The organism is Tessaracoccus sp. SD287, assembly GCF_017355265.1.
In the GTDB taxonomy this organism is placed as follows: domain Bacteria; phylum Actinomycetota; class Actinomycetes; order Propionibacteriales; family Propionibacteriaceae; genus Aestuariimicrobium.
In genome coordinates this window covers 18814-31997 of sequence record NZ_JADIJQ010000001.1, presented here as the reverse complement: position 1 = coordinate 31997, position 13184 = coordinate 18814, and the positions used below count along the sequence as shown (strand labels likewise).

Here is a 13184-nt window from a genome sequence, read left to right as displayed (position 1 = left end):
GCCATGTCGAATCCACTGCTGGGTGCCAGCACCCTGCCCTACCAACTGCCCGACTTCGCGAACCTCGGCGTCGAGGACTACCGCGAGGCGATCCACGAGGGGATGCGCCGGAACCTGGCCGCTGTCCAGGTGATCGTGGCCGACCCGGACGAGCCGACCTTTGAGAACACCATCGCTGCCCTCGAGGCCGCCGACGTCGACTTGTCGCGGGCCCTGTCGGCCTTCTACACCGTCGTCCCCGCGCACGGCACCGACGAGATTCGGGCGCTGGCCACCGAACTGGCCCCTGAGCTGGCCGCCCACAGCGACGCCATCTGGATGAACCAGCCACTGTTCGCCCGCATCGCCGCGGTCGCGGGCGGCAACCAGTCCGGTCTGGCCGCCGACGCCCGGCACCTGACCCAGCGCTACCTGACCTCGGCGCGGTTGGCCGGCGCCGAACTGGACGACGACCGCCGCGAGCAGTTGGCGCAGCTGAACGCCCGGCTGGCGACGCTGCGGACCCAGTTCCAGGAGCGGCTGCTGAAGGACACCAATGACCTGGCGGTGCTGTTCGAGGATGCCGCCGAGTTGGACGGCCTGACCAGCGAGCAGCTCGACATGTGCGCCGACGCGGCCCGAGAGAGGGGGTTGGACGGCTACCTGGTGGCGCTGGTGAACACCACGGTCCACCCCTACCTGTCCGTCCTGACCAACCGCACCAGCCGCCGGCGCCTCTACCAGGCGACCGCCCAGCGCGGCAGCCGCGGCAACGAGTTCGACACCACCGGGTTGGTCGTCGAGATGGTGGAACTGCGTGCCCGACGGGCGGCCCTGCTGGGTTTCGCGACCCACACCGAGGTGCGCACCGCCGACCAGACCGTCGGCAGCCCCGCCCGCATCCGTGAGCAGATCTACCCGCTCGCCCCGGCTGCGCTGGCCAACATGTACCGCGAGGCGGAGGCGCTGCAGGAACTCATCAACCAGCGACAGCATGCTGCCGGCGAGCCGACCTTCGAACTCGCGCCCTGGGACTGGACGTTCTACACCGAACTGCTCCAGCAGGAGCGCTTCGACCTGGACTCCGCTGACCTGGTGCCCTACCTGGAACTGGGCCAGGTGTTGCGCGACGGGGTCTTCTACGCCGCCACCGCCCTGTACGGCATCACCTTTGCCCGCCGCGATGACCTGACCGGCTACCACCCCGACGTCATGGTCTTCGAGGTCTTCAATGCCGACGGTTCGCCGCTGGGCCTGCTGCTCTACGACCCCTATGCGCGGGACACCAAGCAGGGCGGCGCCTGGATGAACTCACCGGTGCAGCAGTCGGCTCTGCACGGCACCCTGCCGGTGGTCTGCCAGAACCTGAACCTGCCCAAGCCCCGCGAGGGTGCCCCGGTGCTGCTGACCATTGACCACGTCAACACCGCCTTCCACGAGTTCGGCCACGCCCTGCACGGCTTGTTCTCCCAGGTGCACTGGCCGACCCAGTCGGGCACCGCCGTGCCGCGCGACTTCGTCGAGTACCCCAGCCAGGTCAACGAACTGTGGATGACCTGGCCCGAGGTGCTGGCCAACTATGCCCGCCACCATGTCACCGGCGAGCCGTTGCCCCAGCACCTGGCCGACCGGCTGGCTGCGCTGGGCAGCTTTAACGAGGGCTTCAAGACCACCGAGTACCTGGGGGCGGCCCTGCTCGACCAGGAACTGCACTCACTGGGCGCCGACCAGACGGTGGGCGACCTGGCCGCCTTCACCGCTGCCGCCCTGGACCGAATCGGTCTGGCCAACCCGTACGTGGCGCCCCGCTACCTGCCGGCCTACTTTGCGCACACCTTCGGCAACAGCTACGACGGCGCCTACTACTCCTACATCTGGTCGGAGATCCTGGACGCCGACACCGTGGAGTGGTTCAAGGCCAATGGGGGACTGAGCCGCGACCTGGGTGAGGTCTTCCGGGCCGAGCTGCTCTCGCGGGGCGACTCGCGTCCCCCGATGGAGTCCTTCGAGGCGGTGGTCGGGCGCGCGCCCGACATCACCCCGCTGCTGGTGCGCCGCGGCCTGGCCACGACGCACCCCTGACGGATCAGTAGTCCTGACGGATCAGTAGTGGAACGTGTCCGAGGGGGCCGGGTAGTCGTGGTACCCCTCGGGCAGGTCCAGCCCGAAGCGTTCGGCCAGGCCCAGGATCTTGTTGGCGCGGGCCAGTCGGGGCAGGTCCGAACCATTGCGGATGGTGCCGCCCTCGGCCTTGAACTCGGTGAGGAAGTCCAGCGCCCAGGACATGTCGCCGAGGGAGGGGGACAGGATCTCGTTGACGGTGGCGCACTGCTCGGGCATCAGGCAGATCTTGCCGGTCATCCCGAACTGGGTGGTCACCCCGGCGGCGTCGGCCAGGGCCACGCCGACGGCACCCACGGCGGGCCCGTCGATCGGACCCGGCAGCCCGGCCGACCGTGAGGCGATGGTGAACTGGCTGCGGGTGTAGGCCAGGACGGTGGGGGTGTCGTCGAAGCCGGTGTCGCGACGGTAGTCGCCCAGCCCGAAGCCGAGGCGGTACAGGCCCTTGGTGCGGGCGATGCTGGTCAGGTTCTCCACACCGCGGGCGGTTTCGACCAGGGCCACGATCTTCACCCCGGGCAGCAGGGCCGCGGTGCGCTCGATGTGCTCGTGTGACTCGACCATGGCGAGCATGACGCCCTGGAGGCCGTCGAGCTGGCCCAGTTCACGGCAGTCGTCGGCCCACCACGGGGTGCCGAAACCATTGATCCGTGCCCACGCCTGGTTGCCGGCGTCGAGCCACTCCACCACGTTGGCGCGGGCCTGGTCCTTGTTGTCGGGGGCTACCGCGTCCTCCACGTCCAGGAGGATGACGTCGGCGGCACTGGCAGCCGCCTTGGCGAAGCGTTCGGGTTGGTAGGCGTTGACCAGCAACCAGGAGCGTGCGAGATCGGGACCGACTGCGACCTTGGGAGACAACCTTGTTTCCTTTCGGGAAGTGAACGTGGCCAACCCTAACCGCAACCAGCGGTGGGGGGCGAAACGGACCTCGCGGCGTGGACAGGGGTCGGACACGGCACACGTATCATCGAGGCCATGACACCACTGATCGCCGGAATCCTCGCCTTCGTGCTCGCCCTGATCGGGGTGGTCGGCATCATCGTGCCGGTCGTGCCCGGCTCGATCACCATCCTGGTGGGCCTGCTGGTGTGGGGAGTCTGGGGCGGTTCGACCCACGCTGTCGTGGTCGCCATCATCGGTGCTGCCCTGGTGCTGGCCGGCATGACCGCCAGCACCGTGCTCACCAAACGCAACCTCGACAGGAAGCAGATTCCCCAGTGGCCGGTCATCGTGGGCCTGGTCGGTGGTGTCATCGGCAGCTTCGTCATTCCCGGTTTCGGGCTGCTGATCGGCTTCGTGGCGACGCTGTTGGTCTGCGAACTCATCCGGGTCAAGGACGTCCGGCTTGCCCTGTCGACGAGCTGGACGGCAGTGAAGTCGGTCGGTCTGGGAATGCTCATCGAACTGGGGTTGGCGCTGCTCGCCATCACCGGCCTGGGCATCTCCGTCTTCATGACCGCCATCTGAGTGCTCACCCCACCACCCACCGGAGGCCACCATGTGCCGCAACATTCGTCCGCTGTTCAACTTCGAACCCGAGGTCAATGACGCCGAGGTGCGCGCCGCCGCCCTGCAGTACGTCCGCAAGGTCTCCGGCTTCACCAAGCCGTCCCAGGCCAACCAGCAGGCCTTTGACCGGGCCGTCGACGAGATCGCCCACATCACCGGGCACCTGCTCGACGACCTCGTCACGAATGCGCCGCCCAAGGACCGCGACGCCGAGGCGGCCAAGGCGCGGGCACGGGCAGAGAAGTCGGGGCGCTACGCCAGCACCGTGTAGCGGGCAATGATCGTGGCCACCACCAGGGCGGCGATCGCGGCGACCTCGAGCCACATCTGTGAGGTGGTGGTCTCGCGGCGACGTCCTCGGGCCAGGGCCCAGGCGACGCCGGCGCCGATGATCAGTCCGCCAATGTGGGCCTGCCAGCCGATGTTGGGCAGCAGGAACGACAGCGCCAGGTTGAGGCCCAGCACCGGGATGAGGTTGCCGGCGCGCACGACGCCGTAGCGCTGCAGCACCACCAGGGCCCCGAACAGCCCGAAGATCGCACCCGAGGCGCCACCGGCCGCGGTCTCCGCGTAGGGATTGGGCATGGGCTGGGCGAACAGCAGGAACAGCGCACTGCCGCCCAGGGCCGCGGTCAGGTAGAGCACCAGGTACTGCACCTTGCCGAAGACCTGTTCCAGGGGGCGACCCAGCAGTACCAGCGCCACCATGTTCAACCCCATGTGGATGATGCCGAAGTGGACGAAGGCCGAGGTGATCAGGCGCCACGGTTCGGTCCTGGTCCGGGTGTAGGTGAGCACCACGTCCTCGAGGAAACCCGGCACCGTGTAGATGGCGATGAAGAAGGCCACATTGATGCCCAGCAGTGTCCAGGTGACCGGGTAGGTCGGCTTCGACCGCTGCAGTTGGTGGACCTGCTGCTGCGGGGGGTAGGGGGGTGGCGGCTGGGTCATCTGGTGGGTTCCTCCGGGGTGAAGAGCGCGTGACGTTCGGCGTTCAGGTTGCGGCGTGCTGGTTGTTCCCAGTCGGTGGCCCCGCGATGGGTGTGGAACAGGCGCGGGCGGTTCAGCAGGGTGCCGGTGACGGCGATGCGCACCTTGTCCCACTCGATGTCATTGAGTTCGGTGCGTTCGTGGCGCAGCGCGGCAATGCTGCGCTGGTAGCTGGGCCAGTCAGCGGCGAGGATGGCCAGGTCCGCGTCGCAGACCCGGTGACCGGCGGTGTCCTCGCTGGTCGGGTTGTGGTTGATGGTCACCAGCACGAGTCGGGCCACCTCGTCGACCTGGTCGGGTGCCAGCAGCCCCGTCAGGCGACTGCGGGCCAGCTCGGCTGACTGTTGCTCATCCAGGGGCGGGTCGTTGTGGTGGACCGCGTCGTGGAACCACCAGGCGACGACCTCGATCGGGGGTGCCGACAAGTCGGCCAGCACTCCCAGCCCGGCGACCAGGTGGTCGGGGCCGTGGTAGTCCCGGTGCGGCTCGTTCCAGCAGTCCAGCAGGTCGCGGCCCAGGGCAGCGACGGCGGGATCGTCTGGCGCGGTGCCCAGGGCGGTCATGGTGTCGGTCCAGCCCCGCAGGAGGCGTTCACGCAGGCTTCGGGTCACGATGTCGTCCTCAGGTGAGGCTGGTCAGCCACAGGGTCAGGGCGGCGCCGCCCACCGCCAGCAGCACGCTGACGAAGGTTCCGATGATGAAGCGTTCGGCGACGTCGGGGTCCTTGGCCCGCAACTCGGGGTAGCGGGCCAGACCCTTGACCGCCAGGATGATGGCGAGCCCGGGCAGGAAGTGGGCAATGACGCTGACGTAGGTGGCCAGCCGTTCCAGGGCGCCGATCCAGGCGCCGCCCTTCAGCTTGTCGGCGGCGCTGCGGGGCTCATTGCTGGCAAACCGCAGCAAGCGGTCGACGAAGCGGACGCCGAACAGCACCAGCAGTGCCCCGATGACCAGGGTGATGCCCGCATCGACGCCGAACTCGCCCCAGCGGTTCACGACGCCTCACCGCCGGTGAGCGCCTCGTCCAGCAATGATTCGAGCAGCTCGCGGCCCTGTTCACCCGGCTGCCATCCGGCGGTGCGCAGCCGTTGGGAGACTGCTGAGGCGGAGATGTCGAGACGCTCGGCCGCCGCCCGGCCGGTGCCGCTGCGGCGCAACTGGTCGATCACGTCCCACCCCTCTTGCGTCCGGCGACTCCACAGGTGCTGCAGCAGACTCGCGACGACATTGGCCTCGGTCACACGCCTGGCTCGGCGTGCATCCCGCTCACCGACAGCGTAGTCGTCGACGCCGACACGGCCGGGGGCGGCGACCAGGGCGAGGTTGGTCGGCGAGGAGTGGGCCGTCTGGATCGCCTCCCGGGCGGCGAGGAAGGCCGGGCCGCGGGCCTCCCGGACGCTGGTGGGCAGCGGCGTCTCGACGGGCCCGAGACCGATCCCGACTCGCCAGTCCTGGCCGCGGGCGACCGTCTCCAGCAGATGGCCCACCGCGGCCGCGCTGCTGGTGAGCAACTGGACCTCGTCGCCGACGGTGCGTTCAGGGCCCAGCAGGACGTCGAGGCTCGACAGGTCGGCCAACAGCTCGGGAACCCGGTCGGGGGAGGAGCGGCTGCGACGCTGGTCAATGTTGACGACAGCCAGCCAGCGCCCGCCAGCAAGCGTGAAGGACTCAGACTTCATTCCAGAAGGTTAAGCCCTCAAGCTGCACTATTCAAGTCCGTCGCTGCGGTGGGCCCGCAAGAAGGCCTCCGCCTCGGCGGCAATGTCGTCGCCGGTGGGCAGGTTCTCGGGGCTGGCCGTCAGGGGAGGGGTGGACTTCAGTTCCTCGTGGAAGCTGTCGAACTGCTCCTCCAGGGCGTGCACCAGACCGGTCGCTTCTTCGGAGCTCTCCACCTCGTGGGAGATGGCGGCGCGGCTGATGCCGGCGCGAATCGCGAGTTCGGTGGTGGGAATGGTGTGTCCGGTGGCCTGGCTGAAGGCCTTGATCAGGGCGATCGCGGCGTCCGGGAACTCCGCCTGGGCCAGGTAGTGCGGCACGTGGGCGGTCAACCCGATGACCTGGACGTCGGCCTCGCCCAGACGGAACTCCAGCAGGCTCGGGAACGCGCCACCGGTGGCCATCCGGGCGAACATGGGCTGGTTGCCCGGGATCAGGTCGGGACTGCTGGCATGACGGGTGATGACGACCGGGCGCGTGTGGGGCACCGGCATCGGGATGGCGCTGACCAGGACGACGCGCTCCACGGCGGTCTGGTCGATCACCCACTTGACGGAGCGGATCATCTTCTCCCAGCGCAGGTCGGGTTCGACGCCACGCAACAGCAGGAAGGGCACGGCGGACTCGTCGACCAGGTGGTGCAGGTCGATGCGGGGCTGCTGGTACTCCACGAACTTGTCGGCGTCGAAGATCAGCACCGGGCGCTGGCCGCGGTAGTCGATCAACTCGTCGACATCGAACTGGCCCAGCTTGTGGTGGGCGAAGGCGTCCAGCAGGTGTCGATCGATCAACTGCTGGCTCTGGCCGGCGTCGACGAAGGATGTCATCGTGACCAGCAACGTCCGGGCACGGACGGTCTGCAGGTCGACATGCGGTTCGGCCTGGAAGAGGCCCTCTGGATCGATCATGACGCACCTCCTGCTGGGGTCACTGCTGACGGAACGAACTGATGGACAGGCACACTCCATCAACACCAGTGGACCCCGCAACATTCCCGGTGTGCCTTGTCAGTGGCCAGTCTACCGTCGCGCGGCAGCACCTCGACGGCTCAGCGCCAGGTGCTGGGGCCCGTCGAACCGGCCCGGTACTCGTCCAACGGCACCAGGTTCTGCTGCCAGGCGTCCAGCACCGGTCCCAGGATCCGCCAGCACTCCTCGGCCATGTCGCCGCGGACGCTGAGCAGCGGGTCACCCTCCAGGATCAGGTCCAGGATTTCGCCGTAGGGCCTGATCGGCGACTCGCCCAACTCACTGTGCATCACTGTGTTCTCCAGGTCCCACCGGTCGCCGGCCGCATTGGTGGTGATGGCCAGGGACAGGGTCTCCGGCGCGATGCCGATGGACAGGACATTGGGCGCGGGCGTGTTGTGGAAGCCGGTCACCGGGTGCACGATCGGACGGTACTTCAGCACGATGCCTCGGAAACCGTCGCCCAGAGCCTTGCCGGAACGCAACCGGATCGGCACGCCGGTCCAGCGCGCATTGCGGATCTCGACGATGACCTCGGCCAGGGTCTCGGTCATCCGCGATGGGTCGACGCCCGGTTCGTCGGCGTAGGACGGGATCTGGCGGTCGTCGACGTGGCCGGCGACGTAGCGGGCCCTCCGGGACGCGGCGACCGGGTCGTCGTCCCACAGGTGCGTGGCCCGCAGGGTGTGCACCATCAGGTCGCGCAGTTCGACCTCGTCGATCGAGGCCGGCTCCTCCATGCCCACCAGCGACATGACCAGCAGCAGGTGGCTCTGCAGCATGTCCCTGAGGGCGCCGGCATGGTCGTAGTAGCCGGCCCTGCCCTCCAGCGCCAGGGTCTCGTCGGTGATGATCTCGACACGCTCGATGTTCGTGGCGTTCCAGGTGGGCTCGAAGAACCGGTTGCTGAACCGCAGCCCGATCAGGTTCAGCACGGTGGCCTTACCCAGGTAGTGGTCGACCCGGAAGACCTGCTTCTCGGGCACCAGGCTGGTCAGCAGTTGGTTGAAGGCCACCGCCGACTCGTAGCCCGACCCGAAGGGCTTCTCGATGGCCAGCCGCAGGTTGCTGGGCAGGTCGAGGTGGCGCAGGGCCTCACAGGCGCGTTGGCTCACCGACGGCGGCAGGGCGAAGTACAGGATGATCGGACGCTCGGGATCGGCCAGGTCGTGCAGCAGACTTTGCAGGGCGGTGGCGTCGGTGGCATCCATCCGCCGGTAGGACGTGTGCTTGACCACCGCCTCGATGCGCTCACGCTGGCAGGCGCCGTCCGACAGGCCCTGGCGCACCCGCTCACGCCACTGCTCGTCGGTGAGGTCGTCGGCGGCGGCACCGACCAGGTGCAGGTCGTGGTGCGGACGCTGGGTCAACAAGGTTCCGAGCCCGGGCAGCAACAACCGGTGGGTCAGGTCGCCGGAGGCACCCAGGATGACCAGGGTGGTGGTCGTGCGGCGACGGTCTTCGGTGGTCATGGATGACCTTTCGGTGAGCGGCACACCAACTCTATGGCGTGCCCCGGGTGGCGGGTGGGCGATTGGTCGGGATGCCCGCCGGATGCGCGCGCTCGCCGCAACGCCTACAGTGGCGCGGTGACCCCGCCCCTGCGCCACCTCGGTTCCCAGCTGGATGTGACCATCACAGCCCCCGCCGACATCGTCTTCTCCGTCGCTGTCGCCTCGACCCACCGTCCCGTCAGCGAGCAGCTGACCATGCTGGTCGACGGGGTCCCCGTCGAGTTCCACGAGATCGACACCCACTCGCACGTGCGGCTGCACCGGGCGCGGACCATCCCGGTGGGCGAGCTGGTGGTCACCTACACCGCTGTGGTGGGCGCCCAGGCCTCATCGATGGACGACGGCGAGGCCGAGGAGATCCTGTACGGTCGCCCCTCCCGCTACTGCGACTCCGACCGGCTGGGACAGGTCGCCTGGACCCACTTCAGGGACCTGACCGGCATGGCCCTGGTCGACGCCATCCGGGTCTGGGTCAACACCAGGATTCGCTACACCCTGGGCAGCAGTCGCGTCGTCGACGGGGCGCTGGAGACCTACCTGTCCCGCAAGGGGGTCTGCCGGGACATGGCCCACCTGGTGATCACCTTCTGCCGGGCCATGAACATCCCGGCCCGGTTGGTCTCGGTCTACGCTCCCGGGCTGCAGCCCATGGACTTCCACGCCGTCGCCGAGGTGTGGATCGAGGGGGCCTGGCACGTCATCGACGCCACCGGCCTGGCGCCGCGGCAACCCATGGTGAGGATCGCCACCGGGCGCGACGCCTCGGACACGGCGTTCATGACGACCGTGTCGGGACGCACCACGCTGCGCAGGATGTCGGTGACGGCCACCGTCGAGGGTGACCTGCCCGTCGATGACCCCGCAGCCCTGGTCAGACTGGGCTGAGTGGGCTGACTGGCTCGGGCATCCGGATCACGTCCACCCCGACGCTCAACGACGAGGTGTTGGCCTCGGTGAAGATGACCCCCTTCAGCGGCGAGACGTCGGCGAAGTCACGACCCCAGCCGCTGACGACGTACCGGGAGTCGGCGAAGTGGGCATTGGTCGGGTCGATGTCGATCCAGCGCCCGTCGGGTGCCAGCACCGAGGCCCACGCATGGGTCGCGTCCGAACCGGCCAGTTTTGGCTGGCCCGGTGGCGGCATCGTCTCGATGTAGCCGCTGACGTAGCGGGCCGGCAGCCCGAACAGTCTCAGGCACCCGATGGCCAGGTGGGCAAAGTCCTGGCAGACGCCCTGGCGCAGCGCCAGCAGCTCGGTCAGGGTCGTGCGGGTGGTGGTCACCCCGGGTCGGTAGGTGAACTCTTCGAAGATGCCCAGGGTCAGGGCCTCCAGGGCGTCACCCAGCCCCTGGTCGGCGCTGAGCCGGGAGCGTGCGTAGTCGACCACCTCCTCGGTGGTGGCCACCTTCGCCGAGGGCATTGCGTACAGGCTGCGCTCCACGCCCAGACGAAGGTTCCCCCGCAGGGCGTCGGCGGCCTGCTGCACCGTCCACTGGTTGAGGTGGTCCATGCTGATGCGTGGCCACGCCACGTCGACGAGCAGGTCCTTGGTGACCGCCAGCTGGCTGTGCCGGGACTGGATCTCGAGGTAGTGCGACAGGTTGCCGAAGTAGTCGACGTGCTCGAAGGCGGTCGCCGCCGGCGGGTCGACGCGGTAGGCCGAATGCACCACCCGCTGTGAGGGGGTGTCACGGGCGCCCAGCAGGCCCCGCTCGTAGCATCCGGTGACGTCGCCGTTGTACTGGTAGCGGGTGGTGTGGACGACCCGGTAACGCCGCGGGGTGAGGTGCTCGGCGGTCTGCAACATCCTGCTCACGGTCACACCTGCCTGGGTGGGGTGGGCGTCAGCCAGGACGCCTGGCGGAAGATACGCGGCGTCGGCCGGGCGAAGTGGCGCCTGGTGATGGCCTCGGAGGTCTCGCGCATCGTCTGCTCGGCGGCGACCAGGACCTCCACGATGGGTCCGCGGTCCCCGGTGAGCAGCAGCACGGCGTTCGACGCCAGGTCGGCCAGCACCTGCTCGACGTCCCCGGCCACCACGTCGTCGTTGACCAGGCGCAGGTCGGCGACCAGATGGCGCAACTGGAAGGCGACCGAGCGTGGGTTGGACTCGTCCAGCACCAGCAGCGCCATCGCCGAATGCAGTGGACGGGTGGGGGAGCCGCCCATGGCGACCCGGCGGTGATGGGTGATCAGCGACTCGCAGATGGCCATCACGGCCTCGCCGGCCTGGTCCTCGACGGACATCGGCACTTCGGTGCCGAAGACCTCGACCAGCAGCGAGAGGGCATTGCTGGCACGTTCGGTCCGGACACCGGCATCGATGAAGGCCCAACTGTTGTCGCGGACCATGGATTCGGCATTGAGCCCGGCCAGGGCCATGGTGGCGCCGGTGACGTCGTCCAGTTCCAGGCTCTGTTCGCCACTGGCCATGGCCCGTTCCAACGCGCTCAGCAGTGGCCAGGCGCCCGCCGAGAGGGTGTCGGGCACCTCGTGGGCGGCACGGACCAGACTGGTGATGTCGTGGGCGAGGCTGCCGACCACCAGCGGGTCGGTGGCGGCACGGCGCAGCAGTTGTCGCGACGAGGCCGGGGAACCCTCCTCGTGCGGTGGCAGGTCCGTGATGGACGAGACGGCCTCGCGGATCAGCTGCAGCACCTGGAAGCCGGTGGAACCGACCCGGTTGCCGTAGTCCTCGGACAGGTCGAGGGCCTGGGCCAGCAGCCGTGCGGTGGCATCGACGCGTTCGCCGTAGCGCCCGTACCAGTACAGGTTGTCGGCGACGCGAGGCGGCAGCGGGCGGGGATCGCTGCCCTCGACCCACAGGCTGCGCTCGTGCGCCGAGGGCAGGGCCAGGGTGGCCGGGACGGACTGCTCGGAGTCGAGCACCCAGACGTCCTTCGCGATGGCACCGTTGCTGCTGGCGATCCGCCAGGAGTCATCGTCGGCAGCCACCCGGGCCAGACCGCCGGGCATCAGCGTGTAGCCGTCGTCGGTGGCGGCCCCGAAGGTGCGCAACACCGTGCGCCGCGGCACCAGTCCAGTCGCGGTCACCAGCGGTGTGGTCGACGGCATCACCGGGTCCTGCCCGACCCAGGCCCACGGCTCCTGCTGGATCCGCCGGGACAGTTCGTCGCGCTCGGAGCTGGACAGGGTCCATCCCGGACGTGACGGGCCATCGCTGCGGCGTCGCAGTGGCTTGACCACCAGCACGTCGAGGTTGGCCAGGACGTGCTGGCGCTGGACCGGGTCGCCGCACCACCAGGTGGGGCTGGAGGCCAGCAGCAGGTCCTCGCCGAGTAGTTCACGGGTGATCTGGGGCAGGTAGGCCAACAACCCGGCGTTCTCCAGGACCCCCGACCCCAACCGGTTGGCGATGCTCAGGTTTCCCTGCCGCGACGCCTCGAGCAGGCCGGCGACGCCCAGTTGGGAGTCGGGCCGCCACTCCAGGGGGTCACAGAAGGACGAGTCGACGCGGCGCAGCAGCACGTCAACCCGGGACCGGTGGTCGCCGTCCTGGACCCACAGCGCCGCATCGCGCACGACCAGGTCGTCGGCCTCGACCAGGGAGTAGCCCAGCAGTGTGGCCAGGAAGCCCTGCTCGTAGGCGGTCTCGGACGCCGACCCGGACCACAGCAGCGCTCCGTGGGGGGTGCCGGGGCCGTCGGGGGCGGCCGCCAGCAGGCTGTGCCGCACCGCCGTGAAGTAGCCACGCAGTCGGCGCAGCCGGGTGCCGCGGTGCAGGTTGGCCATCACCCGGGAGGTGATCCGCCGGTTCACCATGGCGTAGCCCGCACCGGAAGGGGCCGCGGTCCGGTCGGACAGCACCACCCACTGCCCGTCGGGGCCGCGGGCCAGGTCGGTGCCGACGACGCTCAGGTGGTGGTTGCCGGCGACCGGCACGCCGTGGGCCTGGTGAAGGAAGTCCTCGTGGGCGAAGATGATCTCGGGCGGCAGCACCCCGCGCTGCAGCAGCCGCTGCTCGCCGTAGATGTCGGCCAGCAGGGCGTTGAGCACCTGCAGCCGTTGGGTGACGCCGGCCTCGATACCCGCCCACTCGTCGCTGTCGATGACCATCGGGATCGGGTCAAGGGACCAGTGCCGCGGGCGCAGGGTGCCGCCGTAGTGGACGCCGTCCTCGGCGACGAGTCGTCGGGCCTCCGACCGCGCCGCCAGCAGGCCGGCCGTCCCCATCCCTTCGACGGCCGCCGCGACGATCTGCTGCGGGTCCCGAACGCCCTCGGGCCCGACCACCTCGTCCCAGTGCGGCGCCACGCCGGGCCCATCGGCCTCGGCCAGGGTCGCATAGGTGGCCAGCGCGGACGACGCCCAGCCAAGCTCTTCGGCACTCATCCGCGCTCCTTCTGGTTGACGACCATGGACGAAG

General features: G+C 69.1%; 13 protein-coding genes. 4 read left to right on the top strand and 9 right to left on the bottom strand.

What is annotated here, in order from left to right; translation table 11 throughout:
* The first annotated feature begins 3 nt into the window (after positions 1–3).
* Complete coding sequence (locus IPV09_RS00150; protein ID WP_242681020.1) at positions 4–2061, top strand: M3 family metallopeptidase; 2058 nt, start codon at positions 4–6, stop codon at positions 2059–2061.
* Between the two features lie 21 nt (positions 2062–2082).
* On the opposite strand, the gene IPV09_RS00145 is transcribed toward IPV09_RS00150, so the two are convergent.
* Positions 2083–2958, bottom strand: coding sequence for a CoA ester lyase (locus tag IPV09_RS00145; protein ID WP_207472824.1), 876 nt, complete (start codon positions 2956–2958; stop codon positions 2083–2085).
* A 117-nt stretch (positions 2959–3075) separates the two neighbouring features.
* On the opposite strand from IPV09_RS00145, the gene IPV09_RS00140 reads away from it, so the two are divergent.
* Positions 3076–3567, top strand: a complete 492-nt coding sequence (locus IPV09_RS00140) for a DUF456 domain-containing protein (RefSeq protein WP_207472823.1) — start codon at positions 3076–3078, stop codon at positions 3565–3567.
* A gap of 31 nt (positions 3568–3598) precedes the next feature.
* The gene (locus IPV09_RS00135) at positions 3599–3880 is read left to right on the top strand and encodes a DUF2277 domain-containing protein (protein WP_207472821.1); all 282 of its coding nucleotides are present in this window, start codon (positions 3599–3601) and stop codon (positions 3878–3880) included.
* Here the strand turns inward: IPV09_RS00135 and IPV09_RS00130 are convergent.
* The 6 genes from IPV09_RS00130 to IPV09_RS00105 form a co-directional block, all read right to left on the bottom strand.
* Positions 3862–4560: a rhomboid family intramembrane serine protease gene (locus IPV09_RS00130; protein WP_207472819.1), complete on the bottom strand. Its 699-nt coding sequence runs from the start codon at positions 4558–4560 to the stop codon at positions 3862–3864. The two genes, IPV09_RS00135 and IPV09_RS00130, sit on opposite strands and share 19 nt — an antisense overlap.
* Complete coding sequence (locus tag IPV09_RS00125) at positions 4557–5210, bottom strand: hypothetical protein (RefSeq protein WP_207472817.1); 654 nt, start codon at positions 5208–5210, stop codon at positions 4557–4559. Before IPV09_RS00125 ends, IPV09_RS00130 begins: the two co-directional genes overlap by 4 nt.
* A gap of 10 nt (positions 5211–5220) precedes the next feature.
* The gene (locus IPV09_RS00120) at positions 5221–5595 is read right to left on the bottom strand and encodes a hypothetical protein (RefSeq protein ID WP_207472815.1); all 375 of its coding nucleotides are present in this window, start codon (positions 5593–5595) and stop codon (positions 5221–5223) included.
* A complete protein-coding gene (locus tag IPV09_RS00115) occupies positions 5592–6278 on the bottom strand; it encodes a hypothetical protein (RefSeq protein WP_207472813.1) in 687 nt (228 codons plus the stop codon). Before IPV09_RS00115 ends, IPV09_RS00120 begins: the two co-directional genes overlap by 4 nt.
* A gap of 27 nt (positions 6279–6305) precedes the next feature.
* Entirely contained in the window at positions 6306–7223 is a 918-nt protein-coding gene (locus IPV09_RS00110; RefSeq protein ID WP_207472811.1) for a PAC2 family protein, read from the bottom strand.
* A 140-nt stretch (positions 7224–7363) separates the two neighbouring features.
* Positions 7364–8755: a glucose-6-phosphate dehydrogenase gene (locus IPV09_RS00105; protein ID WP_207472809.1), complete on the bottom strand. Its 1392-nt coding sequence runs from the start codon at positions 8753–8755 to the stop codon at positions 7364–7366.
* A gap of 117 nt (positions 8756–8872) precedes the next feature.
* On the opposite strand from IPV09_RS00105, the gene IPV09_RS14515 reads away from it, so the two are divergent.
* Positions 8873–9682, top strand: a complete 810-nt coding sequence (locus tag IPV09_RS14515) for a transglutaminase family protein (RefSeq protein ID WP_207472807.1) — start codon at positions 8873–8875, stop codon at positions 9680–9682.
* Here IPV09_RS14515 and IPV09_RS00095 read toward each other — a convergent pair.
* A complete protein-coding gene (locus tag IPV09_RS00095; RefSeq protein ID WP_242681033.1) occupies positions 9669–10604 on the bottom strand; it encodes a transglutaminase family protein in 936 nt (311 codons plus the stop codon). The two genes, IPV09_RS14515 and IPV09_RS00095, sit on opposite strands and share 14 nt — an antisense overlap.
* An 11-nt stretch (positions 10605–10615) precedes the next feature.
* A complete protein-coding gene (locus IPV09_RS00090; protein WP_207472803.1) occupies positions 10616–13150 on the bottom strand; it encodes a circularly permuted type 2 ATP-grasp protein in 2535 nt (844 codons plus the stop codon).
* Between the last annotated feature and the right edge of the window lie 34 nt (positions 13151–13184).

Coding starts and splice junctions, on each gene's coding strand:
- IPV09_RS00130 (WP_207472819.1), bottom strand. CDS start 4,560: ATGACCCAGCCGCCACCCCCCTACCCCCCGCAGCAGCAGGTCCACCAA.
- IPV09_RS00105 (WP_207472809.1), bottom strand. CDS start 8,755: ATGACCACCGAAGACCGTCGCCGCACGACCACCACCCTGGTCATCCTG.
- IPV09_RS00150 (WP_242681020.1), top strand. CDS start 4: ATGTCGAATCCACTGCTGGGTGCCAGCACCCTGCCCTACCAACTGCCC.
- IPV09_RS00140 (WP_207472823.1), top strand. CDS start 3,076: ATGACACCACTGATCGCCGGAATCCTCGCCTTCGTGCTCGCCCTGATC.
- IPV09_RS00110 (WP_207472811.1), bottom strand. CDS start 7,223: ATGATCGATCCAGAGGGCCTCTTCCAGGCCGAACCGCATGTCGACCTG.
- IPV09_RS00115 (WP_207472813.1), bottom strand. CDS start 6,278: ATGAAGTCTGAGTCCTTCACGCTTGCTGGCGGGCGCTGGCTGGCTGTC.
- IPV09_RS00135 (WP_207472821.1), top strand. CDS start 3,599: ATGTGCCGCAACATTCGTCCGCTGTTCAACTTCGAACCCGAGGTCAAT.
- IPV09_RS00090 (WP_207472803.1), bottom strand. CDS start 13,150: ATGAGTGCCGAAGAGCTTGGCTGGGCGTCGTCCGCGCTGGCCACCTAT.
- IPV09_RS00095 (WP_242681033.1), bottom strand. CDS start 10,604: ATGTTGCAGACCGCCGAGCACCTCACCCCGCGGCGTTACCGGGTCGTC.